18 protein-coding genes and 2 pseudogenes are annotated in these 19,954 nt (G+C 66.4%); 9 read left to right on the top strand and 11 right to left on the bottom strand.

All coding sequences use genetic code 11. The annotated features are described in order from the left end of the window. Nucleotides 1-15: 15 nt before the first annotated feature. From PKB_RS08610 to PKB_RS08585, 6 genes are all read right to left on the bottom strand, one after another. Nucleotides 16-1,077 carry an NADH:ubiquinone reductase (Na(+)-transporting) subunit F gene (locus PKB_RS08610; protein WP_043250816.1) on the bottom strand — a complete coding sequence of 354 codons (1,062 nt, stop codon included), beginning with the start codon at nt 1,075-1,077 and terminating at the stop codon, nt 16-18. Nucleotides 1,078-1,088: 11 nt separating this feature from the next. Next, nucleotides 1,089-1,448 (bottom strand): phenol hydroxylase subunit P4, encoded by a 360-nt coding sequence (locus PKB_RS08605; protein ID WP_043250814.1) that lies wholly within the window; start codon nt 1,446-1,448, stop codon nt 1,089-1,091. Nucleotides 1,449-1,511: 63 nt separating this feature from the next. Continuing rightward, a complete protein-coding gene (locus PKB_RS08600; protein ID WP_043250813.1) occupies nt 1,512-3,026 on the bottom strand; it encodes an aromatic/alkene/methane monooxygenase hydroxylase/oxygenase subunit alpha in 1,515 nt (504 codons plus the stop codon). Between the two features lie 34 nt (nt 3,027-3,060). Then, nucleotides 3,061-3,330 carry an MmoB/DmpM family protein gene (locus PKB_RS08595; protein ID WP_043250811.1) on the bottom strand — a complete coding sequence of 90 codons (270 nt, stop codon included), beginning with the start codon at nt 3,328-3,330 and terminating at the stop codon, nt 3,061-3,063. Next, complete coding sequence (locus PKB_RS08590; protein ID WP_043250809.1) at nt 3,327-4,322, bottom strand: aromatic/alkene monooxygenase hydroxylase subunit beta; 996 nt, start codon at nt 4,320-4,322, stop codon at nt 3,327-3,329. Before PKB_RS08590 ends, PKB_RS08595 begins: the two co-directional genes overlap by 4 nt. A gap of 55 nt (nt 4,323-4,377) precedes the next feature. After that, entirely contained in the window at nt 4,378-4,635 is a 258-nt protein-coding gene (locus PKB_RS08585) for a phenol hydroxylase subunit (RefSeq protein ID WP_043250807.1), read from the bottom strand. Between the two features lie 386 nt (nt 4,636-5,021). Here PKB_RS08585 and PKB_RS08580 point away from each other — a divergent pair, with 386 nt between their 5' ends. The 6 genes and pseudogenes from PKB_RS08580 (at nt 5,022) to PKB_RS08560 (ending at nt 9,787) form a co-directional block, all read left to right on the top strand. Further along, a complete protein-coding gene (locus tag PKB_RS08580; RefSeq protein ID WP_043250804.1) occupies nt 5,022-6,725 on the top strand; it encodes a sigma-54-dependent Fis family transcriptional regulator in 1,704 nt (567 codons plus the stop codon). 171 nt (nt 6,726-6,896) lie between these two features. Then, nucleotides 6,897-7,784: pseudogene (catA, locus tag PKB_RS08575) on the top strand (catechol 1,2-dioxygenase); the annotation flags it as partial. A 6-nt stretch (nt 7,785-7,790) separates the two neighbouring features. Beyond that, nucleotides 7,791-8,012: pseudogene (locus PKB_RS30110) on the top strand (dioxygenase family protein); the annotation flags it as partial. A gap of 318 nt (nt 8,013-8,330) precedes the next feature. Continuing rightward, the gene (locus tag PKB_RS08570; RefSeq protein ID WP_043250801.1) at nt 8,331-8,852 is read left to right on the top strand and encodes a DUF4405 domain-containing protein; all 522 of its coding nucleotides are present in this window, start codon (nt 8,331-8,333) and stop codon (nt 8,850-8,852) included. 208 nt (nt 8,853-9,060) lie between these two features. Beyond that, the gene (locus PKB_RS08565; protein WP_043250799.1) at nt 9,061-9,291 is read left to right on the top strand and encodes a hypothetical protein; all 231 of its coding nucleotides are present in this window, start codon (nt 9,061-9,063) and stop codon (nt 9,289-9,291) included. Between the two features lie 151 nt (nt 9,292-9,442). Then, a complete protein-coding gene (locus PKB_RS08560) occupies nt 9,443-9,787 on the top strand; it encodes a cupin domain-containing protein (protein ID WP_043250796.1) in 345 nt (114 codons plus the stop codon). Between the two features lie 213 nt (nt 9,788-10,000). Here PKB_RS08560 and PKB_RS08555 read toward each other — a convergent pair whose 3' ends face one another. Then, on the bottom strand, nt 10,001-10,846 hold the full coding sequence (locus PKB_RS08555) for a CAP domain-containing protein (RefSeq protein ID WP_043250794.1): 846 nt from the start codon (nt 10,844-10,846) through the stop codon (nt 10,001-10,003). A 145-nt stretch (nt 10,847-10,991) separates the two neighbouring features. Between PKB_RS08555 and PKB_RS08550 the strand changes: the two genes are divergently transcribed. Then, entirely contained in the window at nt 10,992-11,690 is a 699-nt protein-coding gene (locus tag PKB_RS08550; protein WP_043250791.1) for a hypothetical protein, read from the top strand. Between the two features lie 9 nt (nt 11,691-11,699). Here PKB_RS08550 and PKB_RS08545 read toward each other — a convergent pair whose 3' ends face one another. The 3 genes from PKB_RS08545 to PKB_RS08535 all read right to left on the bottom strand — a co-directional run bounded on the left by PKB_RS08545 (nt 11,700) and on the right by PKB_RS08535 (nt 13,204). After that, nucleotides 11,700-12,080: a hypothetical protein gene (locus tag PKB_RS08545; protein WP_043250789.1), complete on the bottom strand. Its 381-nt coding sequence runs from the start codon at nt 12,078-12,080 to the stop codon at nt 11,700-11,702. Between the two features lie 182 nt (nt 12,081-12,262). Further along, a complete protein-coding gene (locus tag PKB_RS08540) occupies nt 12,263-12,913 on the bottom strand; it encodes a glycoside hydrolase family 19 protein (protein WP_043250787.1) in 651 nt (216 codons plus the stop codon). Between the two features lie 9 nt (nt 12,914-12,922). Continuing rightward, nucleotides 12,923-13,204, bottom strand: a complete 282-nt coding sequence (locus PKB_RS08535) for a hypothetical protein (protein ID WP_052355216.1) — start codon at nt 13,202-13,204, stop codon at nt 12,923-12,925. A 606-nt stretch (nt 13,205-13,810) separates the two neighbouring features. Between PKB_RS08535 and PKB_RS08530 the strand changes: the two genes are divergently transcribed. Then, the gene (locus PKB_RS08530) at nt 13,811-16,288 is read left to right on the top strand and encodes a LuxR C-terminal-related transcriptional regulator (protein ID WP_043250784.1); all 2,478 of its coding nucleotides are present in this window, start codon (nt 13,811-13,813) and stop codon (nt 16,286-16,288) included. Here PKB_RS08530 and PKB_RS08525 read toward each other — a convergent pair. After that, entirely contained in the window at nt 16,268-16,918 is a 651-nt protein-coding gene (locus PKB_RS08525) for a response regulator transcription factor (protein ID WP_052355215.1), read from the bottom strand. The two genes, PKB_RS08530 and PKB_RS08525, sit on opposite strands and share 21 nt — an antisense overlap. Before the next feature lie 1,047 nt (nt 16,919-17,965). On the opposite strand from PKB_RS08525, the gene PKB_RS08520 reads away from it, so the two are divergent. Further along, nucleotides 17,966-19,888 (top strand): hypothetical protein, encoded by a 1,923-nt coding sequence (locus PKB_RS08520; RefSeq protein WP_052355214.1) that lies wholly within the window; start codon nt 17,966-17,968, stop codon nt 19,886-19,888. Nucleotides 19,889-19,954 lie beyond the last annotated feature (66 nt).

Below are 19,954 nucleotides of genomic sequence, written 5' to 3'. Positions count from 1 at the left end.
CCGGAACGCTGCGGGTCAGATGCGCTTGAACAGGGCCGAGCGGGTGCCTTCCCCCGCGCCGTCGGCGGCGGTCAGGAAGCGCTCCATGAAGATGTCGCGCTCGAACAGCCGGCCCTGCATCAGGCAGCTGATGGCGGCGTCGATCATCGGCGGCGGGCCGCAGAGGTAGGCCTTGTGCCCGGCGAAGCGGCCGTCGAAGTGCTTCTTCGCCGCGTCGTGCACGTAGCCGCGGAAGCCGCCCCACTCGCCGTCCTCGGCGGCCTGGCTGAGGGCCGGCACGTAACTGAAGTTGGCATGCCGCGCGGCCAGGTCCTCGAACAGCTCGCGGTTGTACAGCTCCTCGCGGGTTCGCGCGCCCTGGAACAGGGTGATCTGCCGCGTGTCGCCCTGGGCCAGCAGGTCGAGGATCATCGACTGCGGGCTGGACAGGCCGGAGCCGCCGGCGATGAAGATCAGGTCGCCGGCCTGCGAGGCGCGGACGAAGAACTGGCCATAGGGGCCGGACAGCTCCACCGCGTCGCCGACCTGCAGCTCGCGATGGATGTAGCCAGTGGCGGCCCCGCCATCGACCAGGCGCACGTGCAGCTCCACCTCGTCCGGCCGGCCGGGCGGATTGGCCAGGGAGAAAGCCCGCGTGCCTTCGATGCCCGGCAGTTGCAGGTTGATGTATTGCCCGGCCTGGAAGGCCATCGGCCGGTCGAGCTTCAGGTGTACGCCCTTGATGGTCGGCGACAGCTCGACCACGCGGCTGACCACCGCGCGGTAGTCCTGCACTGGGTGGCCGGCGAAGTCCGGGTCGACGTCGATGTCGGCCTCGATGACCAGGTCGCTCTGCGGGATGGCGCAGCAGGCGAGCACCTTGCCCTCCTCGCGCTCCACGTCCATGAGGGCGAAGGGCGAGGCGGCGCCGACGTCGACCTCGCCTTCCAGCACCTGGCATTTGCAGGTGGCGCAGGTGCCGTGGCCGCAGGCGAAGGGCAGCCAGACGCCCTGGCGCAGCGCGGCCTGGAGGATGGTCTGGCCCTCTTCCACTTCGATCTGCTCGCCGGTGGGTTCGATGGTGACTTGGTAGCTCATGGCGGCGCTCCTCAGTTGCGGCTGCCGCCCAGGCCTTCGAGGCCCGGGGTGTGCAGGTGCAGCAGGCTCTTGTGGCCGATGCCGTTGTCCACCAGGCTGCGCGCCGGGTCGGGGCTGAACGGCTGGTCGTCGAGCAACCAGCGCGCGGCGGCGAAGTCGACGAGCGCGGCATCCGGGTGCAGCGAGATGGCCGGCTTGACCACCTGCTCGATGAAGTCGGCGAAACGCAGCGCTGGGTCGACCGGCAGGGTGAAGGGTGCGCAGAACAGCAGGTGGCACTCCCAGCACAGGTAGACCAGTTGCGCGCCGTGGAAATTGGCCTGGCGATCCAGGGGTTGGGCGGTGTAGGTGCCGATGGCGGTCACGGACATGGCGGTATTCCTTGTTCTTGTCGGAGGACGATGGGCGCGTCGCAGGGAGCGCGCCCGCCTGGCTCAGCCGGCCTTGCGCTCGGCGCCCTGCAGGTCCTGCCAGCGCTGGTGCTCGGGGGAGCCCTGGTACTCGAAGTTGTCCTCGCCGGGAGCGATGTTGTAGTAGTCGCGCACCACCGCCTCGACGTCGCCGCCGCCGCAGTTGCCCTGCAGGATCTGGTGCACCGGCAGCCAGGCCTGCACGTACTTCTCCGGCTCGTGGGCGAAGATGTCGCAGCAGCCGTCGGAGCAGAAGTGATAGCGCTCGCCGGCATGCACCACGCTGCGGTGGCTCAGGCGCGTGTCGTCGTCGGGCTCGGTGAACGACAGCGGGATCTGGCAGACCTGGCAGAGCATCGGCAGCGTGGGGTTGTAGAAGCGCTCGCCGCGCGCCTGCATCTCGCGCCAGTGCTCGTAGCGCGGCCGGTAGATGCGGTCGAAGGTGTCCGGGTACTTGGCCGAGAGCCAGTCCAGTTCCTCGTCGGTGGGCATCCAGGTGTGGAAGTTGGTGGCCTGGCTGTACTGGTAGAAGATCGACCAGGCCTGGTGGCTGATGTGCTGCTTGCCGATGGTGGTCTGCTCGACGTACTTCGGCTGGCGGATGCCGTAGCGCTCCAGGTCCTTGAACAGCGCGCCGCCGGCCTGCTCGAAGTAGACCTCCCAGGCCTCGGCCCAGGACATCACTTTGTTCGGCAGCATGTAGTCCATCATCATCCCGACCAGGGTCAGCAGGCGGTAGCCGCGCCAGAACCACTTGTCGATCCAGCGCTGCACGATGGGCACGTTGTCCTCGTGCTGCTCCAGCAGGAACTTGATCACTTCCAGGCCCAGGGTCATGTGCCGGGCCTCGTCGGACTGCGCCGAGAAGCCGAAGGTGACGGTGGCCATGTCGCCGTTGAAGGCCGCCCCGGACATGAAGGGCACGAACAGCAGGTTGGTCAGCACGTACTCGAAGGAGAACGAGATGGCCGTGAGGAACTCGAACGGGCCGGCGGTGCGGGCGTCCTCGAAGAACGACTTGGGCACCGAGAGGAACCACACGCGGTCGTGCATGTGGGCGAAGTCGTGCAGGCCGTTGAAGTGCTTGTTGTAGTGGCTCATCGCGTGGATCTGCGTCTGCACGTGGCGCAGCTCGTCGATGGCCTGCATCTGGCAGGCGACCCGCGCGCCGGCGCCGCCGAAGTGCCGGCCGACCCGCGCGAAGCCCTGGTAGGCCTGGTACTCCAGGGGCGTGACGCCACACAGGAAGAGTTTCAGGGCGTTGACGTAGCGGGCGTCGGAGATGTTCGCGTGGCCGTTGTTCTGGGCGAAGGCGTCGAAGATCGCGTAGAGCTTCTTCTCCTTCTCCGCCTGGTACTTCCAGTAGGCGTCCATGGTCAGGCGGAAGGGGTCCTCCCACTTGTCCCAGTCGGTGATCTTGATGCCCTCGAAGCGCTCGTAGGGGTAGATGTCTTCCTTGCTCTGGTAGCTCGGCTCCCAGCCGAGGTCGCGGGTCAGGCAGCGGTACTTGTCTTTCTGGTTCAGGCGTTTGGCGGCCATGGTGGGTCTCCGGATTCTTGTCGTTGTGCGCGGATCAGTTCCAGTGCAGGGCGAAGCAGTCCTCGTCTTCCTCGACGTTGCCGCCGAGGGTGATCACGTCGATCAGCATTTCCTGCACGTCCCATTCGCGGCCGAGCTTTTCCTCCACCGTGGCGCGGTGGATCTCCAGGCGGCCTTCGGCCTGCACGCGGATCATTGCCGGCTGGTGCTGGATCACGGCGTTGGGGTTGTCCTGGGCGATGGCCTCGACGATGTAGCGGGCGCTGTCGTTGTCCTGGAAGGCGATGTAGACGAGGGAAGTCATGCTGCTGCTCCGGTCAGGCCGAGTTTCTTCAGGCGGGCGCCAAAGGCGCTGTCGAGGGCGTCGAGGGCTTCGCGGCCGGGGCCGATCTCGGCCAGCGGCGCTAGCGCTTCGAGGGCGCGGGAGCGCCAGTGGGCGACCCAGCCTTCGATGAGCGCGCGGTTCTCCGCACTCTCGGCGGCCACGGTCTTGACCAGGGCGTCGACCCAGCGCTGGCTCTCGGCGAACCACAGGCGCATGAACTCGGTGAGCATGCCCACCTGCCCCGCCCCGGCGGCCACCAGCTGGGCGTCGAAGCGCTCGAACAGCAGCGGATGCAGCAGGCCGTCGCTGACCAGGTTCTGCGCCAGGCTCAGCTCGAACCAGTCGCGCACCACCAGGGTGTCCTCGACGTAGCGGCGCACGCCCTGCCAGGCCGGGTCGTCCATCCAGCGCTGCTTGGCTTCGGCCAGCAGCGCCAGGCCGTCGTCCTCGAGCATCAGGCCGATGCGCGACAGGTACTGGGCCATGGCCAGGCGATCCATGGCCTGGAACATGTGCATCTGGGTGAGGCTGGTGCCGAAGCCGTCGGCGGCGATGCCGCTGTTGTTCATGTTCGCGCCCAGCTCGGCGTGGCGCAGCGGCAGCAGAAGCCGGGCGATCAGCGCCCGGTTCTCCGCGGAGAGCCCGGCCAGCAGTTCGCGCTTCTCGCAGAATGCGTAGTCGTGCTCGGCGTTCTCCTGCATGCGGGCGCGGGCCTGCACATAGGCGCCGTAGTAGTACTGGCGCGGGTCGCTGACCGCGTACCAGTCGGCCATGCGCACGGCGGTGCGGGTCGGGTCGTTGAGCAGCTTGTCCGGCTGCCACAGCGGACGGTAGTGGAAGTTGGTCGCCGCCTCGATGTCGAAGCTGGCCTCCTGGTAGCGGCTGGCAGGCTTGTCGCCGAAGCGCCGGCGGATGTGGCTGAAGGTCTGGCGGATCGGCTCGACCGTGGCCGTCTTGATCTCGATGCTCATGCAAGGCGTCCTGTACTTGTTGTTGTGGGGAAGCGACGCGTCGGGTGACGGCGCGTCAGTCGTCCTGGCCGCGGCTCTCGCCGTAGCGCCACTTCTCCATGTCGGCATCGACGGCGGCGGCCATCGAGGCGTCCATGTGGCGGACCCGGTTGCTTTCGCAGAAGCGGGCGAAGGCGGCGCGCGGCAGGACCAGCTCGACGAACAGGTCCGGATAGCCGATGGCGAAGTCGAACTCGACGAAGGTCGCGTCCGGCTCGCTGCGTACGCGGACGTAGCGCGGCATCTGCTCGAAGGAAGGGGTTGCTGGGTTCATGCGGCGTGCTCCGGCTGGGCTCGCAAGGACCAGAGCAACGGCTGTGCCAGGGGCTTTTTGCAGCGCTTAAAGAGCCACGCAAGTAATTGATTAAATTTATTTTTTTAAAAACAACGAGCGCTTCGAGGTCGGCCAGAAGGCGGGCCGGATGGCCTCTGGCGAAGGGGGCGTTTGATCATTTGCTCAATCGCCCAGGGGCCACTGGAGCAAATGGCGAATCGCGCCGCGATTGACTTTTCCCAGGCTTTCAGGCGGCTTAGAAAAAAGACAGAACGACCCGGACCTTGCCTGCAGACAAAGGGTCGTTCCGGCGCGACCGACACCCGCCATGGCCTGGGCGGGACGCGCCGATCTCCCCGTACAACTACAAATCAGGGGCGCAACGCATGATCACCCAGTACAAGGCGCCGGACCCCGCTCCGGCGTTGAAGGACCTCACTGAGCAGGTCCGTTTCCTCGGCACCGAAGGCAAGATATGGCTGGACGAGCAGCGCATGCTGCTGGTCCAGGCCGGGATGATGGCCAGCATGCGCCGCGAGCTGATCGAGATGCTCGGCGTCGAGCGCGCCAAGGGCTTCTTCCTGCGCATGGGCTACCAGTCCGGGCTCAAGGACGCGCAGCTGGCGCGCAAGCTGCGCCCCCAGGGCAACGAAGTGGAGATGTTCTTCATCGGCCCGCAGCTGCACTCGCTCAAGGGCATGGTCAAGGTGCGCCCGCTGCAGTTGGAGATCGACCTGGAGAACGGCCACTTCTACGCCGACATCGAGTGGCAGGACTCCTTCGAGGTGGAAAACTGCCAGGCCGAGAACCTGCATTCCGACCAGCCGGTGTGCTGGATGCTGCTGGGCTACGCGATCAGCTACAGCTCGTTCTTCCTCGGCCGCCAGGTGCTCTACAAGGAGGTCAGCTGCCGCGGCTGCGGCGGCGCCCTGTGCCGCATCATCGGCAAGCCGGTGGAGCAGTGGGAGGACGCCGAGGAGTTCATGCGCTACTTCCAGAGCGACCCGATCATCGATGAGCTGCAGGCCCTGCAGGTGCAGGTGGCCAACATGCGCCAGCGCCTGCAACTGGAAGCCGGGCAGTTCTACGGCATCGGCCAGTCGCCGAACTACCGGCGCACCTGCGCGCTGATCGACAAGGTCGCCGCTGGCAAGGCCTCGGTGCTGCTGCTGGGCGAGACCGGCGTCGGCAAGGAAGTGATCGCGCGCAGCCTGCACCTGCGCAGCGAGCGAGCCGGCGCGCCCTTCGTCGCGCTGAACTGCGCGACCATTCCGCCGGACCTGATCGAAGCCGAACTCTTCGGCGTCGAGAAAGGCGCCTACACCGGTGCCCAGCAGGCGCGCATGGGGCGCTTCGAGCGGGCCAACGGCGGCACCCTGTTCCTCGACGAGATCGTCGAGCTGACCCCGCGCGCCCAGGCCAGCCTGCTGCGCGTGCTGCAGGAAGAAGAGCTCGAGCGGGTGGGCGACACACGCACCCGCAAGGTCGACGTGCGGGTCATCGCCGCCACCCACGAAGACCTGGAGCAAGCGGTCAAGCAGGGGCGTTTCCGCGCCGACCTGTTCTACCGGCTCAACGTCTTCCCGGTGCGCATCCCGGCACTGCGCGATCGCCGGGAGGACATTCCGCTGCTGATCGAGCACTTCCTCGGCCGCCTGCACGAGAGCTACGGCAAGAAGACCCTCGGCCTCAGCGACCGCGCCCTGGAGGCGTGCCTACGCTACGACTGGCCGGGCAACGTGCGCGAGCTGGAGAACCTCATGGAGCGCGGCGTGATCATCACCGACGAGAACCAGAGCATCGGCCTCGATGCCCTCTTCCCGCACGCGTCGGCCAGCGAGGAAAGCATCGGCCTGGCCAGCGACGGACGCCTGGTGGACACGGGCGAGTCGCAGGCGCCGGAGTGGATCGCGAAGATCATCGACAGCGGCGTCAGCCTGGACGCCGTGGAAGAGGCGCTCATGCAGGCAGCCATGAACCGCGCCGGGCAGAACGTCTCGGAGGCCGCACGCCTGCTCGGCATGACGCGGCCGGCGCTGGCCTACCGGCTGAAGAAGGCCCCCGCCGAAGGCTCGCCCGGCAAGGATTGAGCATTTGAGCAATCGCCCGCCGCGCCTTTGATCATTTGCTCGAGCGCGCGGCCGGGCCGCGCTCATCGCCGAATGAAAATTCCTTCCATATCAAACCGTTAGCTAATTGGCATTGCAATTGCCACAGCAACCTCGCCGAACATGACAACAACAACCGACGAGGTGAATCCCATGCCCCTGAGCATTTCCCGGACTGCCGAAATCCAGACGTTCTTCCAGGAGGCCGCCGGCTTCGGCAACGAGCACGGTAACCCGCGCATGAAGCAGATCGTGCTGCGCGTGCTGCAGGACACCGCGAAGCTGATCGAGGACCTGGAAATCACCGACGACGAGTTCTGGACCGCCGTCGACTACCTGAACCGCCTGGGCGGCCGCGGCGAAGCCGGCCTGCTGGTGGCGGGCCTGGGCATCGAGCACTTCCTCGACCTGCTCAGCGATGCCAAGGACGCCGAGGTCGGCAAGACCGGCGGCACCCCGCGCACCATCGAAGGCCCGCTGTACGTGGCCGGCGCGCCGCTCTCCAAAGGCGAGGCGCGCCTCGACGACGGCCGCGACCCGGGAACCCCGATGTTCCTCGAAGGCCGGGTGCTGGACCTGGACGGCAAGCCCATCGCCGGCGCCATCGTCGACGTCTGGCATGCCAACACCAAGGGCCTGTATTCCTATTTCGACCAGAGCCAGTCGGCGTACAACCTGCGCCGCCGCATCGTCACCGACGCCCAGGGCCGCTACCGCGCCCGCAGCATCGTGCCCAGCGGCTATGGCTGCCCGGCCGACGGCCCGACCCAGGAATGCCTGGACCGTCTCGGCCGCCACGGCCAGCGTCCGGCGCACATCCACTTCTTCATCTCGGCGCCGGGCTATCGCCACCTGACCACCCAGATCAACCTGTCGGGCGATCAGTACCTGTGGGACGACTTCGCCTACGCCACCCGCGACGGCCTGGTCGGTGAGGTCAATTTCGTCGAGGACGCCAGCGGCCGCCACGCCGAGCTGGAGTTCAGCTTCCAGTTGCAGAAGGCCACCAGCGCCGACGACGAGCAGCGCAGTCCGGCGCCGGGCTATCGCCACCTGACCACCCAGATCAACCTGTCGGGCGATCAGTACCTGTGGGACGACTTCGCCTACGCCACCCGCGACGGCCTGGTCGGTGAGGTCAATTTCGTCGAGGACGCCAGCGGCCGCCACGCCGAGCTGGAGTTCAGCTTCCAGTTGCAGAAGGCCACCAGCGCCGACGACGAGCAGCGCAGTCAGCGCCCGCGCGCACTGCAGGTGCAAGGCGCCTGATCCGGGCGTTGTCGGGGCGGGTTCACCGGGCCCCGCGTTAACGGGGTCCCCGCGTTCGCGGGGACGACGGTGGGGGCCCGCTGTCGCCGTCATTCCCGCGCACGCGGGAAACCGGTAATCGCCCTGCCGGATGGACTGCCCTGTTCGACCCCAGCCTTTTCGCGAACCTCATCGAAAATCGCTCATGTAGCAGCGATCTTTACAAAAGCTGACGTCTTCTTTACCGAAGCCACCGCTAGAATCGCGCCGCCGTCAGGGATCGCGGGCATGCACGTGGGACCACGACGGCCCCTGTCCGCCCCTGACCGAGAGATCGCCATGCCCAACGCTGCCGTCACCAACGCCATCCACCGCTATGCCACGCCGCTGACCACCGGGCTTTTCGCCGTTTCCACCGTTTCCGGCATCGCGCTGTTCTTCCACTGGGCGCCCGGCGCCTTCCACGGCATGCATGAGTGGCTGAGCATAGCCCTGCTATTGCCGTTCGCCCTGCATGTCTGGAAGAACTGGAGCGGCCTGGTCGGCTACCTGCGGCGCAAGACGCTGCTCCTGCCGCTGTTGGCATCGGCAGGGGGCGGCCGACTCTTCGTGCTGCCGGCCGGCGGTGCGGGCGGACGTGGCGGCAACCCCGCCTTCGCCGCCATCCAGGTGCTGTCCCAGGCGCGCCTGGTGGAAGTCGCACCGCTCTACCACATGACCACCGATGAACTGCTCGGCAAGCTGCGCGCACGCGGCCTGGAAGTGAACGACGCCAGCCAGACCCTGGCCGAAGTGGCGGCAACCGGCTCGCAGCAGCCGGCACAGCTGATCTCCGAACTGGGTCGCGACGGCCGCCACTGAGACCAGTCGCGGCAGCCACCCTGAACGTGCGCCCTGCGGCGAATTTCGCCGCTCTGCCCTCTGCCCATCTGGAAAATTGCGAACGGGTCGACATTTCCTCGCCTGTCGCCTACCGCTCGCCCCCTGCCCAGCGCCAGCCAGGGGGGCGCGATCTACGCTCAGCCTGATGCACAAGACCTCAGCTGACCCCGTGATTCGGAGCGATGCGATGACAATAACGATCAGCGACATGAAGCTCGAAGACCTCAGCCTGGAACCCCAGGAGCCGGCAGCGCCGCCCCCCGAGACCAAGGGCCCGGCCAAGTTCGCCATCGATACCCGCCACGTGACGGACCGACGCAGCGGAAGCGACCGGCGGCAGTCCATCCGTTTCGAGGCCGATCGCCGCCAGGGCGACCGTCGAGCCAAACGCGGCCCCTGGGAAAACGGCTCCTACTGAGGCGCAGCGCACTGACCAGACTTCGCCGCCGCCCCGCGCCCGGCCGGTGTCCCCCTGCGTTTCCAGGCAACTCGACGTCGACCCCAGGCAAACCCCGCGAGCGTGGCCGTCCTATGGTGACGGGCCATTCCCTCACCAGCCTGGAGCTGTCATGTCCGACTTCATCACCGTCCTGCGTGAAACCTGCCCCGTCCCGGTCGTGGACGCCACCAAGTGGAAGCGCATCGGCGGCGACCCGCACACCGTCAACCTGAATGCTTACCTGTCGAAAGACGGCAGCAAGATCATGGGCACCTGGATCTGCACCCCCGGCAAGTTCGAGGTGAACTACGAGAAGTGGGAGTTCTGCCACTTCCTTGACGGCTACTGCATCATCACCCCCGAAGGCGAGCAGCCGATCCACCTGAAGGCCGGCGACGTGTTCGTCATCGAGCCCGGCATGAAGGGCACCTGGGAAGTGGTGGAGACGGTGCGCAAGTACTTCGTCTTCGCCTGACCGCAAACCTCAACGCTCGCGCCCCCTTGTAGGAGCGGCCCATGGCCGCGATTCGCGCGCATGGCGCGCTCCTACAGGCGGACGTTGGTGCAGGGATTTTCGCGGATGGAATCGCTTTGGTAGGGCGAATAACCCCGAGGGGGTTATCCGCCGCGTTCGCGCCGGGCATTGGCGTATAGCAGCGAACGGTTATACGCCCCTACAGGTGGCGCCTTACTGCGCGCCGAACATCCCGGTCCAGTAGATGCCCGCGTCGCTCTTCGGGTCCACCGCGTAGGCCGCGCCCATCTCGCGGAACTGGGGGTTCATCAGGTTGGCGCAATGGCCGGCGCTGGCCAGCCAGCCGTCGAGCACGCGCTGCGGGGTGCCTTGGCCTGCGGCTATGTTCTCGCCGATCTGCTGGGCGCTGTAGCCGGCCAGCTCGGCGCGGTCGCCCGGGGTCTGGCCGGCGCGGTCTTTGTGGTCGAAATAGTTGTTGTTGGCCATGTCGCGGCTATGCGCCTCGGCCGTGCTGCCAAGCACCGCGTTCCAGCTCAGCGGCGGCGCCGCAGCGTAGGGCTGGCCGCCGCACTGGCGCGCCTGGCTGCGTGCCTTGTTCACCAGTTGCAGCAGTTGCTGGCCCTCGGCTTGCCAGTCGCCCAGCTTGCCCTTGAGCAGCGGCCGCGCCAGCAGGATGCGCCAGTCGTTGCCGTTGCGGTTCACGCCGATGTCGACGAACTGCGGGTCGAGGATGACCTGGCAGAAACTCTCGCGCAGCGCGGTCATCGCCGCCTGCTCGTCCTTCGGCCCGGTCAGCCCGAGCATGCGGGCGCTGCTCATCGGGTAGCCGCTTTGCTTCAGCAACACCTGCCAGTCACCGGCCGTGGGCGTCTGCACCAGGCGCGGGTCCTCGGTGAGCGGCGGCAACGGCGCCGAGGCCTGGCCGCCGCAGGATTGCGGCTGGCTGCGGAAGTCATTGATGGCATCGAGCAGGGCCTGCTGGTTGGCGGCGTGGGCGGCGGCGGCCGACAGCCCCAGCGGCAACAACAGGCAACGCAGTACGAACGGCAACACGCGCATGGACAGCTCCCCCCTTGGCGAAATGCGCACATGATGCGCGATTCCACACCGCGCGCAACTGCGCGCGAGCCGACTGCTGGCGCGCGTACCGCCTGCCGGCCCTTGTTACCATGCGCGCCTTCTGCCCGCCCTCTGGAGTCCCGTCGTGAAAGCCGCCCTGCCCCTGCTCTGCCTCGCCCTGTTCCTGGCCCCCGCTGCCCAGGCGAAGGAGAAGCCCAAGGACCAGCCGCTGCCGGGCGACGCGCAGTACCGCCAGGCCCTGCCCTTCCTGGACCAGGCGCGGCAGCAGATCGCCGGCATGGAGAAAGGCCGCGAGGCCGGGCTCGCCCCGGACGCTGCCGCCCAGCCGTATCGGGATGCGCTGTCGGCGAACCTCAGGCAGGCCATGCCGCTGCTCGACAAGGCCGCACGGCAGAAGCACCCGGTGGCCGAGCTGCGCCTGGCCCAGGTGCTGGCGGACTTCGCCCAGGACGAGAAGAGCCAGCAGCGCGTCTGCCAACTGCTCGGCGACAGCCTGAAGCAGGGCTTCGCCCCCGCGGCGCTGGAAGCGGAAACCCTCTGCCCCGATCTCGCCAAGCAGGACGCCTTCGTCGGCCAGGCCGAAGCGGCAGCCCGCTCGACCCGCTATGCCAGCTACTTCCCGCAACCCAGCCATGCGCTGGGCTGGTGCCAGGTGGGGCGCTCCATGTCGCTGCTGGCGCCCAAGGGCAGCCAGCAGCAATACCAGGCCGACATCAACTTCATGCTCGCCAGCAAGGTGCCGCAGGCCAAGCGCAAGGATTACCTGGAGCGCGCCGCCAAGCTGAACTGCTCGCAAGCGCGCCAGGCACTGGGCAAGAGCTGACTCGGCGCCCTACTCCGCTGCGTTCACGCGGGCCAGAACGCGACGCAGGACCATCGCGTCCGGCGTGCCGGGCATGTTCAGCAGGAGCGCCTGGCGCCGCCGCTTGATCTCGATGGGGCCCGGGTCGCGATCATCGCTGCGGTAGCAGAGCACATGCTGGCGTCTCTCCTTGCCCAGCAGCTTGCGCCCGAGCTCGCTGTGCTCCGAGCCGAACAGCGATTGCTCGATCAGCAGCAGATCGAAACCGAAACCGAGCAGTTTCATGGTATCGGCAGTGGTGCATGCCGTCGCGACACCGTGGCAACCCTGGGCGTTGAGCAGCTTCTCCAGGGTCTTGCGGCGCCGTGGTTTGGGCTCGGCAATCAGAATTCGCAAACTGGCTTTCTTCATGGTCACTAGTCCTTAGGACAAACAAGACACACTAAATAGCCCTAGGCGAAGCCCGCGGACTATCAGACCGTTCCGATACTTTGGGTCGGTTTTCCTCGTGTTGGCGCGGCCGCTCGTAGTGCAAGGAACTCCCGATCATGCGGGCCCCCGGCACACAGCGAACTGACCTCGATCAAGGCCCTTCACCCCTCGAGCAGCACAGCCCTGGCCCGCAGCCACAGCTGCCGGCGCTCCTGCGCACCAATCGGCACGCGCCCCTTGCGACCGGTGTTGATGAGGCTGCCGATCTCGTCGATGGCCTCGGCATCGGCCAGGGCATTGAGCTTGTGCGTGCGCCACCACCAGGTCGCCGACAGGCAGGCCGCCGGCGGTTCGGCCAGCAGTTCGGGGCACTCCAGCAAGGGCAGGTCGAGCCCCGCCGCCACCGCCTGGTAGTTGGCGCGGCCGGTCACCTGCAGCAAGCCGCGACCTCGATAGCGCCAGCCATCGCCCGACTCCACCGGCCCGTTGCCATTGCGCTTGGCGTAGGTGTGATTGGCGATGGATTCGGGTTGCCCGGCCAGCTCAATGGCCAGCAGGTTGGGCAGGCCATCGGCGGCGCGGTAGCGCTTGGGCCAGACCCGCGCGAGGCCGGCCGCGCTGTAGTCCAGCGACTCCACCGTGCGCCGCAGGTAGACGCTTTCGTGCAGCACCTGGGCGAGGAAAGCGGCCACCCGCAACGGCCGGTCGATCCCATGGCGCGCCATGGCTTCGTTCAGCGCCGGTACGAAGGTCCGCGCACGCTCGTTCGCCTGCGGCGCGATCCGCGACAGGCGGGATTCGTCGATCAGCATGATCCGCTCCTAGGCAAAGCGCCCGATGATGGCGCGCAGCGCCGGCACGATGCTGATCGCCAGCAGGCCGAGGACGAAGGCCACCGCGCACAGCAGGTAGTTGTCGAAGTCCAGCTGCAGCTCGCGGCTGGCATAGATCGCCACCGGGCGTGACAGATATTGGCCGAAGCCCAAACCGGTCAGTACGGCGAGCAGCGACTGCTTCCAGGTGGGTTCGCTGACCAGGCCGAGCGATAGCAGCGCGCCGGAGAACGAGGCGATGAGGGTTTCCCAGAATTCCAGACCGAACATGGGCGGCTCCGTAGACACAGCGTTGAGTGCGGCGGCAGATGGCTGTCGCCATTCGCTGGATACGTCCAGGCCAAGTTGGCTTCGGCCCGAACGACCAGTTGCCGGCCACCCTGGGAGCCCACCGAAATATTTGGAAGTTATTTTCTCCAATGACAGGCCAAGCACCGGCCTGACCGGCGAGTCGAATCGGCCCGCGTCCCCCGTATGCCCTGATCGTTTCCGATAACCGCCCTGATCGCGTTGTGCTGGCGGATGCCGACCGTCCTCGCGGCAACCACATTCGCTGGCCGAGACTAGACTCTCGAAAATGGATATTCGGCCATTTCCTACAACTTTTCGGACATGAGCGCTTGATTAGTGCTTTTGCACGATTCAAGCGAAAGCCGGAGCCCCGTAGGGTGCCGCCCCTCTTCAATTCGGCAGGCTGTGGCGACTTTCGCCATGCACAGAAGACAGGGCAAGACGGCCAGGTGCTGCGCCGCTCCCGGTTGACTCCTCACTGTGGATCCAGGCTCGGACAGCGCCAAGGAGCATCAAGGCATGCAGCAGGTATCCCCTCCTCCCGCGCGAACGGACCGGCACCTCCCCAAAAGCCCCCGCCTCCACTTGCAGCGCGAACGTCTGCTGGCCCCCCTGCTGCTCAGCGACTGCCGGCTGAGCCTGCTCTACGGTCCGGCGGGCAGCGGCAAGACCACGCTGATGGCCGATTGCGCCCGCGAGGCCGACCCGAACATCGAGGTGATCTGGCTCGACCTGCACGACCGCTTGCTCGACCGGCAGGCGTTCTTCACCCTGCTCCACCATGCCTTGCACGCAACCGAACCCTACCAGGGCGAGGAGCGGGTGCTGGAAACCCTGCGCCATCGCGAACGCCCGTTGTGGCTGATGCTCGATGATTTCCCCCGGGCCCCCGATAGCCCGCTGGATGCCGTGCTCAACCAGTTGCTGGGCATCCAGAACAGCGCCCTGCGCTGGTGGCTGGCGGCGCGCCGAAGGCCGCAATGCGGCCTGCCGCGCCTGTTGCTGGAAGACCAGCTGCTGATTCTCGGCCCCGATGCCCTGTTCTTCAGCGAGGAAGAAGTCGCTGCGTACCTCGCCGGGCAGGATCACCTCGAGGAGGGCCTGGCCCACCAGCTGTTCGAGCAGACCCGGGGCTGGTGCGCCGCCGTCGCCATGCACACGCTGGCCGAGGAACGCGGCACCAGCAGCGGCCAGACGCTGGCCGCCGCGCGCGACGACGTGCTGAGCGAATACCTGCACCAGGAAGTGCTGGACGAACTGCCGGCCGCCCAGGCCAACACGCTGCGCGCACTGTCGCTGCTGCAGCGCTTCAACCGCGACATGTGCGCGTTCGCCCTGGCCAAGGCGCAAACCCTGGAGCACTTCGACGCGCTCTGGGAGCGCGACCTGCTCGTGCGCCTGGAACCGCGCGAGTCCGGTTGGTACTGCGTGCATCCGGTGCTCGCCAGCCTGCTGCCTAGCCAGGTCGAGAGCCGGCTGGCCAGCGAGATCCACCACAAGGCATGCAGCTGGCTCGAGGCCGCCGGCGAGCTGCGCCAGGCCATCGACCACGCCCTCGCCGCCGGGCATCCCGAGCGGGCCGTGCGCCTGCTGGAGCGTCTGGGCAGCAGCCAGATTCTCGACTTCAACCAGGCCTTCAAGATCCTCGAATGGTCGCGCACCCTCCCCGTAGAGATTCTCTACAGCAGTGCCGACCTGGTGCTGATGAATGCGTTGGTGCTGGCCATGTCGATGCAGACGGAAAAAGGCCACCGCTGCCTGGAACTGCTGGGCAACTTCCTGCCCGCGCCCAGCGCGCAAAAGCAGAACAAGCTGCTCATCCTGGCCCAGGTGGTGCGTGCCTTCCTGGCGCTGGCCGACGGCGAAGCCGCCGAAGCCAGGCACCATGCCAGGCAGGCCATCGCCGCGCTGGGCGACGGCGACTGGGTACTCAAGCGCGTCTGCTGGGCCATCCTCATCCGCCAGCACCTGTTCTTCGGCGAACTCGCCGAGGCGGAAAACATCGTGCGTACCGAGCTTGGCCATGCCCGCGCCCAGGACGCCCCGACCGTCGAAGCGCTGAACGAACTGTACGAGTCGGAGCTGGCGGAAATCCGCGGCGAACTGCTGGGCGCCTGCCAACTGAGCGAGCACAGCTGGCGGCGCATCGACGTGCATCCCTACAACCAGACCGGTATCGCCGGGCGCGTGCAGGTGCGCCTGGGTCAGTTGATGCTCGCCCGTGGCCTGCTGACCTTCGCCGAAGCGCACTTCCAGCAGGGCTATCAGATCGCCCACGCCTTCTACGACCCGGTCGCCTTCGTCGGCCTGGTGGGGCGCGCGCAGATCGCCCTGGTCAATGATGAGCTGACCAAGGCCGAACACTGGCTGGACCAGGCCGAGCAGCTGGCTCAGCGGCGCAACATCGCCGAGGGCATCTACCGCAACATCATCGGCATCCAGCGCGCGCGGTTGTATCTCCAGCGCGAGGACCTGCAACGGGCCGAGCAACTGCTACAGGACATCCTGCGCGCCTATCCGACGACGCAGACCCGCAGCCAGGCGTTCTGCAACCTGGGCCTGCTGCTGGAATGCGAACGCATGCTGGCCGCCATCGAATCCGAGCGCGGCGAACACGCGGCGGCCCAGGCCCGCCTGCAGCGGGTGCTGGACCGTGCCCGGGCGCTGGGTTTTCGCGGCGAAGCCTGCGAGGCCCTGCTGGCGCTGGCCACCGCCGCCCATCAGGCCGGCGCCGCGGCAGACGCCCAGGCCTGGCTGGAACAGGGCCTGGGCGAGGCGGAAGCCATGCAGCTGCGCCTGCCGCTGGAGCGCCTGCAACGCACCCGCCCGGAGCTCTTCGAGCGCGTCGCCGCGCCGAAGGTGCAAAGCACCCTGCTCTCCGAGCGCGAGGTCGAGGTGCTGCAACTGGTCGCCGAGGGCCATTCCAACCAGGAAATCGCCGAGCGCCTGTTCATTTCGGTATTCACCGTGAAGAGCCACGTCCAGCGCCTGTCCATGAAGCTGGAGGTCAAGCGCCGGACCCAGGCCATCGCCAAGGCGAAGTCACTGGGCATACTGCATTGAGGCCGACATCGGCGGAGCCGGAGGCGGGACGAACGCCTGCGCCTTCACTCCGGGCGGATCGATCAGCCCCTGGCGCAAGGCATAGAACACCAGCCCGGCCAGGTCGTTGATGCCCAGGCGCTCCTTCAGGCGCAGCTTGTGCGCGTTCACCGTCTTGATGCTCAGCCCCAGGCGATAGGCGATTTCCTTCACGCAATTGCCTTGCGCCAGCAGGCGCAACACCTCGCCCTGGCGGCGCGTCAGCACCTCTTGCATGTCCTCCCGCCCACCGACGGCAATTTCGAGCAGCGGCTCGCAGACGCGCGGGCTGATGTAGCGATAGCCCTCGACCACCGAATTCAGCGCCAGCACCAGCTCCTGCTCGAGCGATGCCTGCAGCAGGTAACCGGCCGCGCCGGCGCGCATGGCCTTGAGCACCGAGCCAGGCGAACTGTCGGCAGACAGCAGCAGAGCCGGCCAACGGCGGCCAAGGCGGCGCAACACCGACGGCAGATGACCGGCCTCACGGCCGAGCAACAACACGGAGGGGGCATGGCTCTGGATGCGTGTTTCGAAATCCTCGGCGAAAGCCTCGGCGAATACGTCGAAACCCTGGGTGGAAAGACTCCGGTGGAGGTCAGGGGACAGCATCCCCTGGCATCCAACCGACACGATGCGGACGGAGGAGCGGGCAGGAGTAGACATGACGGCGTACCACTGAATTGCACTGCAAGGAGAGGCCAACCTAGCCCCGTCCCGGCGATTCAAATACCGCGCAAAAGCACCAAATTTCTCCAATGCGCGACGAAAGGTCGATTAGTGCTTTTGCACGAATGCCAGATCCGCAATCCCTCCTGATTAAGTCGCAAGAATTAACAACGCCGTTATAACTCACAAGCACACGGAGAATATCTCTCCATAGCAATACAGCTGAAACCACTATGAGAACCTCCTCTTCTAGAGATGACCGTAAAGTGCGAAACCTCATAAATCACATCAACAATTACCCATAACCTAAAAGGTTCCAATCACGAGAAAAACTCCCACTTACCGCCTATCCATCAGTAAACTTCCCAACCTCCCGAACATCGCCACACAATGACACTACGTCATCACCCCGCAACGTCTCAAGCTCATCGGAATTAATAATTTCGTTATCAGAGATAATTAATTCACCATCGTATATCCGCCACTTCACCCTCAACTTACCGTGACGTGGCACACCCTTGAAAACCGCATTGCAGAGCCATGCGAGCTAGAGAAGTCGCCCGACCCTGCTCACCATGCAGACCGACGGATTAGTTTCTTTCTCTATGCTCATGCGCCGTATCAGGGGTATACCGAAACCAGCGAAAGTTCCTGGAGGACTCGTGCAACTCCGGTTACCCGACCGCAGTTTCCAAACCACTCCAATCGAATCCTGGCCATTGAGCTGACGACTCTTTCCGCGACTTCTGTGACTGCCCGAGACAACCGGGCACTGGATGCTTTTTTCCGGAAATAGCCAAGCGGTTCCTCGGCCGACCGCCCCTGCATCGTCGGAGCGCCGTCTCCGCGAGGCCAGGGACCTGCGTGCGAGACAGGCAAGCCCTTGCAGTCCGGGCCTGTCCAGGTTGCGCCTGGCGCCACCTGAGCACGCAGGCATCACCGACCGGGTATCGCGCCTACCGCCGATACCCCAGAACCGGAGCATCGACCATGAAATCCACGATCACTTCCAAGCAAGCCCGACAACTGCAGCGCAACAAGCAACTTGCCCGTCTTCGCCTGCGCCAAGCAGCCGCGCCGGGCGAACCGGACCTGGAAGCCCCCGAAGTCCCGGACGCCCTGGCGGACGGCCTGCTGACCGCCGACGTGCTGGACGCCGACCTACGGGTGAACATTCCCTTCTGGGGTCGAGTCTTCCCCGACGACCACCTGTACGTGTACTGGGACGTCGAATCCCCGAGCGGCGTCTACGACCTGGTCATCGACACCCAGACCGAAGCGGACTTCCCCCTGCCGGTCACCATTCCCAATACCTATCTGCTGGGCGATGGTGCGCATCAGATCTTCTACAAGGTCATTGCGGCCTCCGGCACAGAGCGCCTGTCGTTCGCGACCCTCGTATTGATCGACAAGACCCCGCCCAACCATGGCGCCCCGCCGGATGCACCGCTGTTCCCCGCCGAAGTCGACCAGGGAGGGCTGACCAGTGAATACCTCGCCGCCAACGGCGACCAGGTGATGGTCACCATCCCGCCCTATGCCGGGATGGAGAAGGACCAGCGCGTGACCCTGGTCTGGTCGCAAGACATCCGCCTTCCCGATGTCGCGGTAACCGACGCCGACGTGGCCGCGAACAAGGTCGAGATTCCCGTCTCCGGCGACACCGTCCGCCAGGCCGGCGAGGGCCAGCAGCCGGTGTTCTACTACCTGACCAGCCGGGCCGGCTTCTCCGGCCCCGACTCGCTGCAGGCGACGGTCGACGTGCTGCTCAAACCGCTGCCGGCCAACCTCAAGGCGCCGAAGGTGCCGCTGGCCGAGGACGCCGGCACGCTGATCGACGTCGAAGACCTCTATGCCGGCGTGACCATCGAGGTGGATGCCTACGACAACGCCCAACTGGGCGACCTGGTCGTGGCGTCCTGGGGTAGCACTTCGCTGAGTCCGAGCATCGTGTTCCCGTCGAACTTCCCGGTCCAGGTGGCGGTGCCCGCGTCCACCATCAAGCAGGAGGGCGACACGGCTATCGACGTGAGCTACCAGGTGATCCGTCGCACCCATGCCGTGCAGGCGCCCAGCATCACGGTAAACGTCAACACCGACAGCCCCGGCCCGGAAGACCCCGATCCGGTGACCCCGGAGAACCCCTTGCTCGCGCCCCCCACCGTCCAGGGCGGCAGCGGCTCGATCAACGAACTGGCGCCGGACGACCGCGACAAGCCGGCACTGGTGACCATCGCGGTGTACGCCGAAGCCAAGGCCGGCGAAGTGCTCAAGCTGTACTGGGGGCCACGGCCGAACGCGATCCTGGTGACCACCTACACGGTCACCGATGCGGACCTGAGCCTGCCGAACTTCGCGCCCTTCTCGGTCGAAACGATCATGGTCAACCAGACCCCGAACGACCCGCAGTGGCCGGTGTTCTACGAGCTCAGCAATGCAACCGATCCCGCCAACCCGGTGCTGTCGCCGTCCCAGCCGGTGAATGTGCACATGAACCAGCCGGGCGGTCCGGACGGCCTGGGCGAGGCGGAGTACGTCGACAAGAACACCCAGGGCTGGCTCATCCGGGCGGTGCTCGAAGAACAGGGGGGAGCACGGGTCCTGGTGCCGCCGTACGAGAACATGCGCGCCGGCGACAAGGTCGGCCTGGACTGGATCGCCTACTCGACGATGAACGCCGCCGCCGGCACGGAAATCCCCGAATCCGCCTATACGGCGCTCGAGCAAACGGTGGGCGATCCCGAACTGGCCAATGGGGTGTCGTTCCTGGTGCCTTACGACCCCTACATCAACGTGATCGCCGTGGCCAACCCGACCCAGCTGGTGGGCGCCGGCCAGGTCATCTACCACGTGACCCAGGACGGCGCCACCTACGACTCGGCGCCAGCCATCGTCCCGATCGACCTGTTCTGAGTCCCTAGCCAGGACACCCTCCAGGCGCACCCCGCCTGGAGGGCTCGTCCTCGACGCCAGTCGCTG

The sequence above is a fragment of the Pseudomonas knackmussii B13 genome, from assembly GCF_000689415.1.
Taxonomy (GTDB): Bacteria; Pseudomonadota; Gammaproteobacteria; order Pseudomonadales; family Pseudomonadaceae; genus Pseudomonas; species Pseudomonas knackmussii.
Note: the sequence above shows the minus strand (reverse complement) of the source record. Positions and strands in the feature narration are given on the sequence as shown.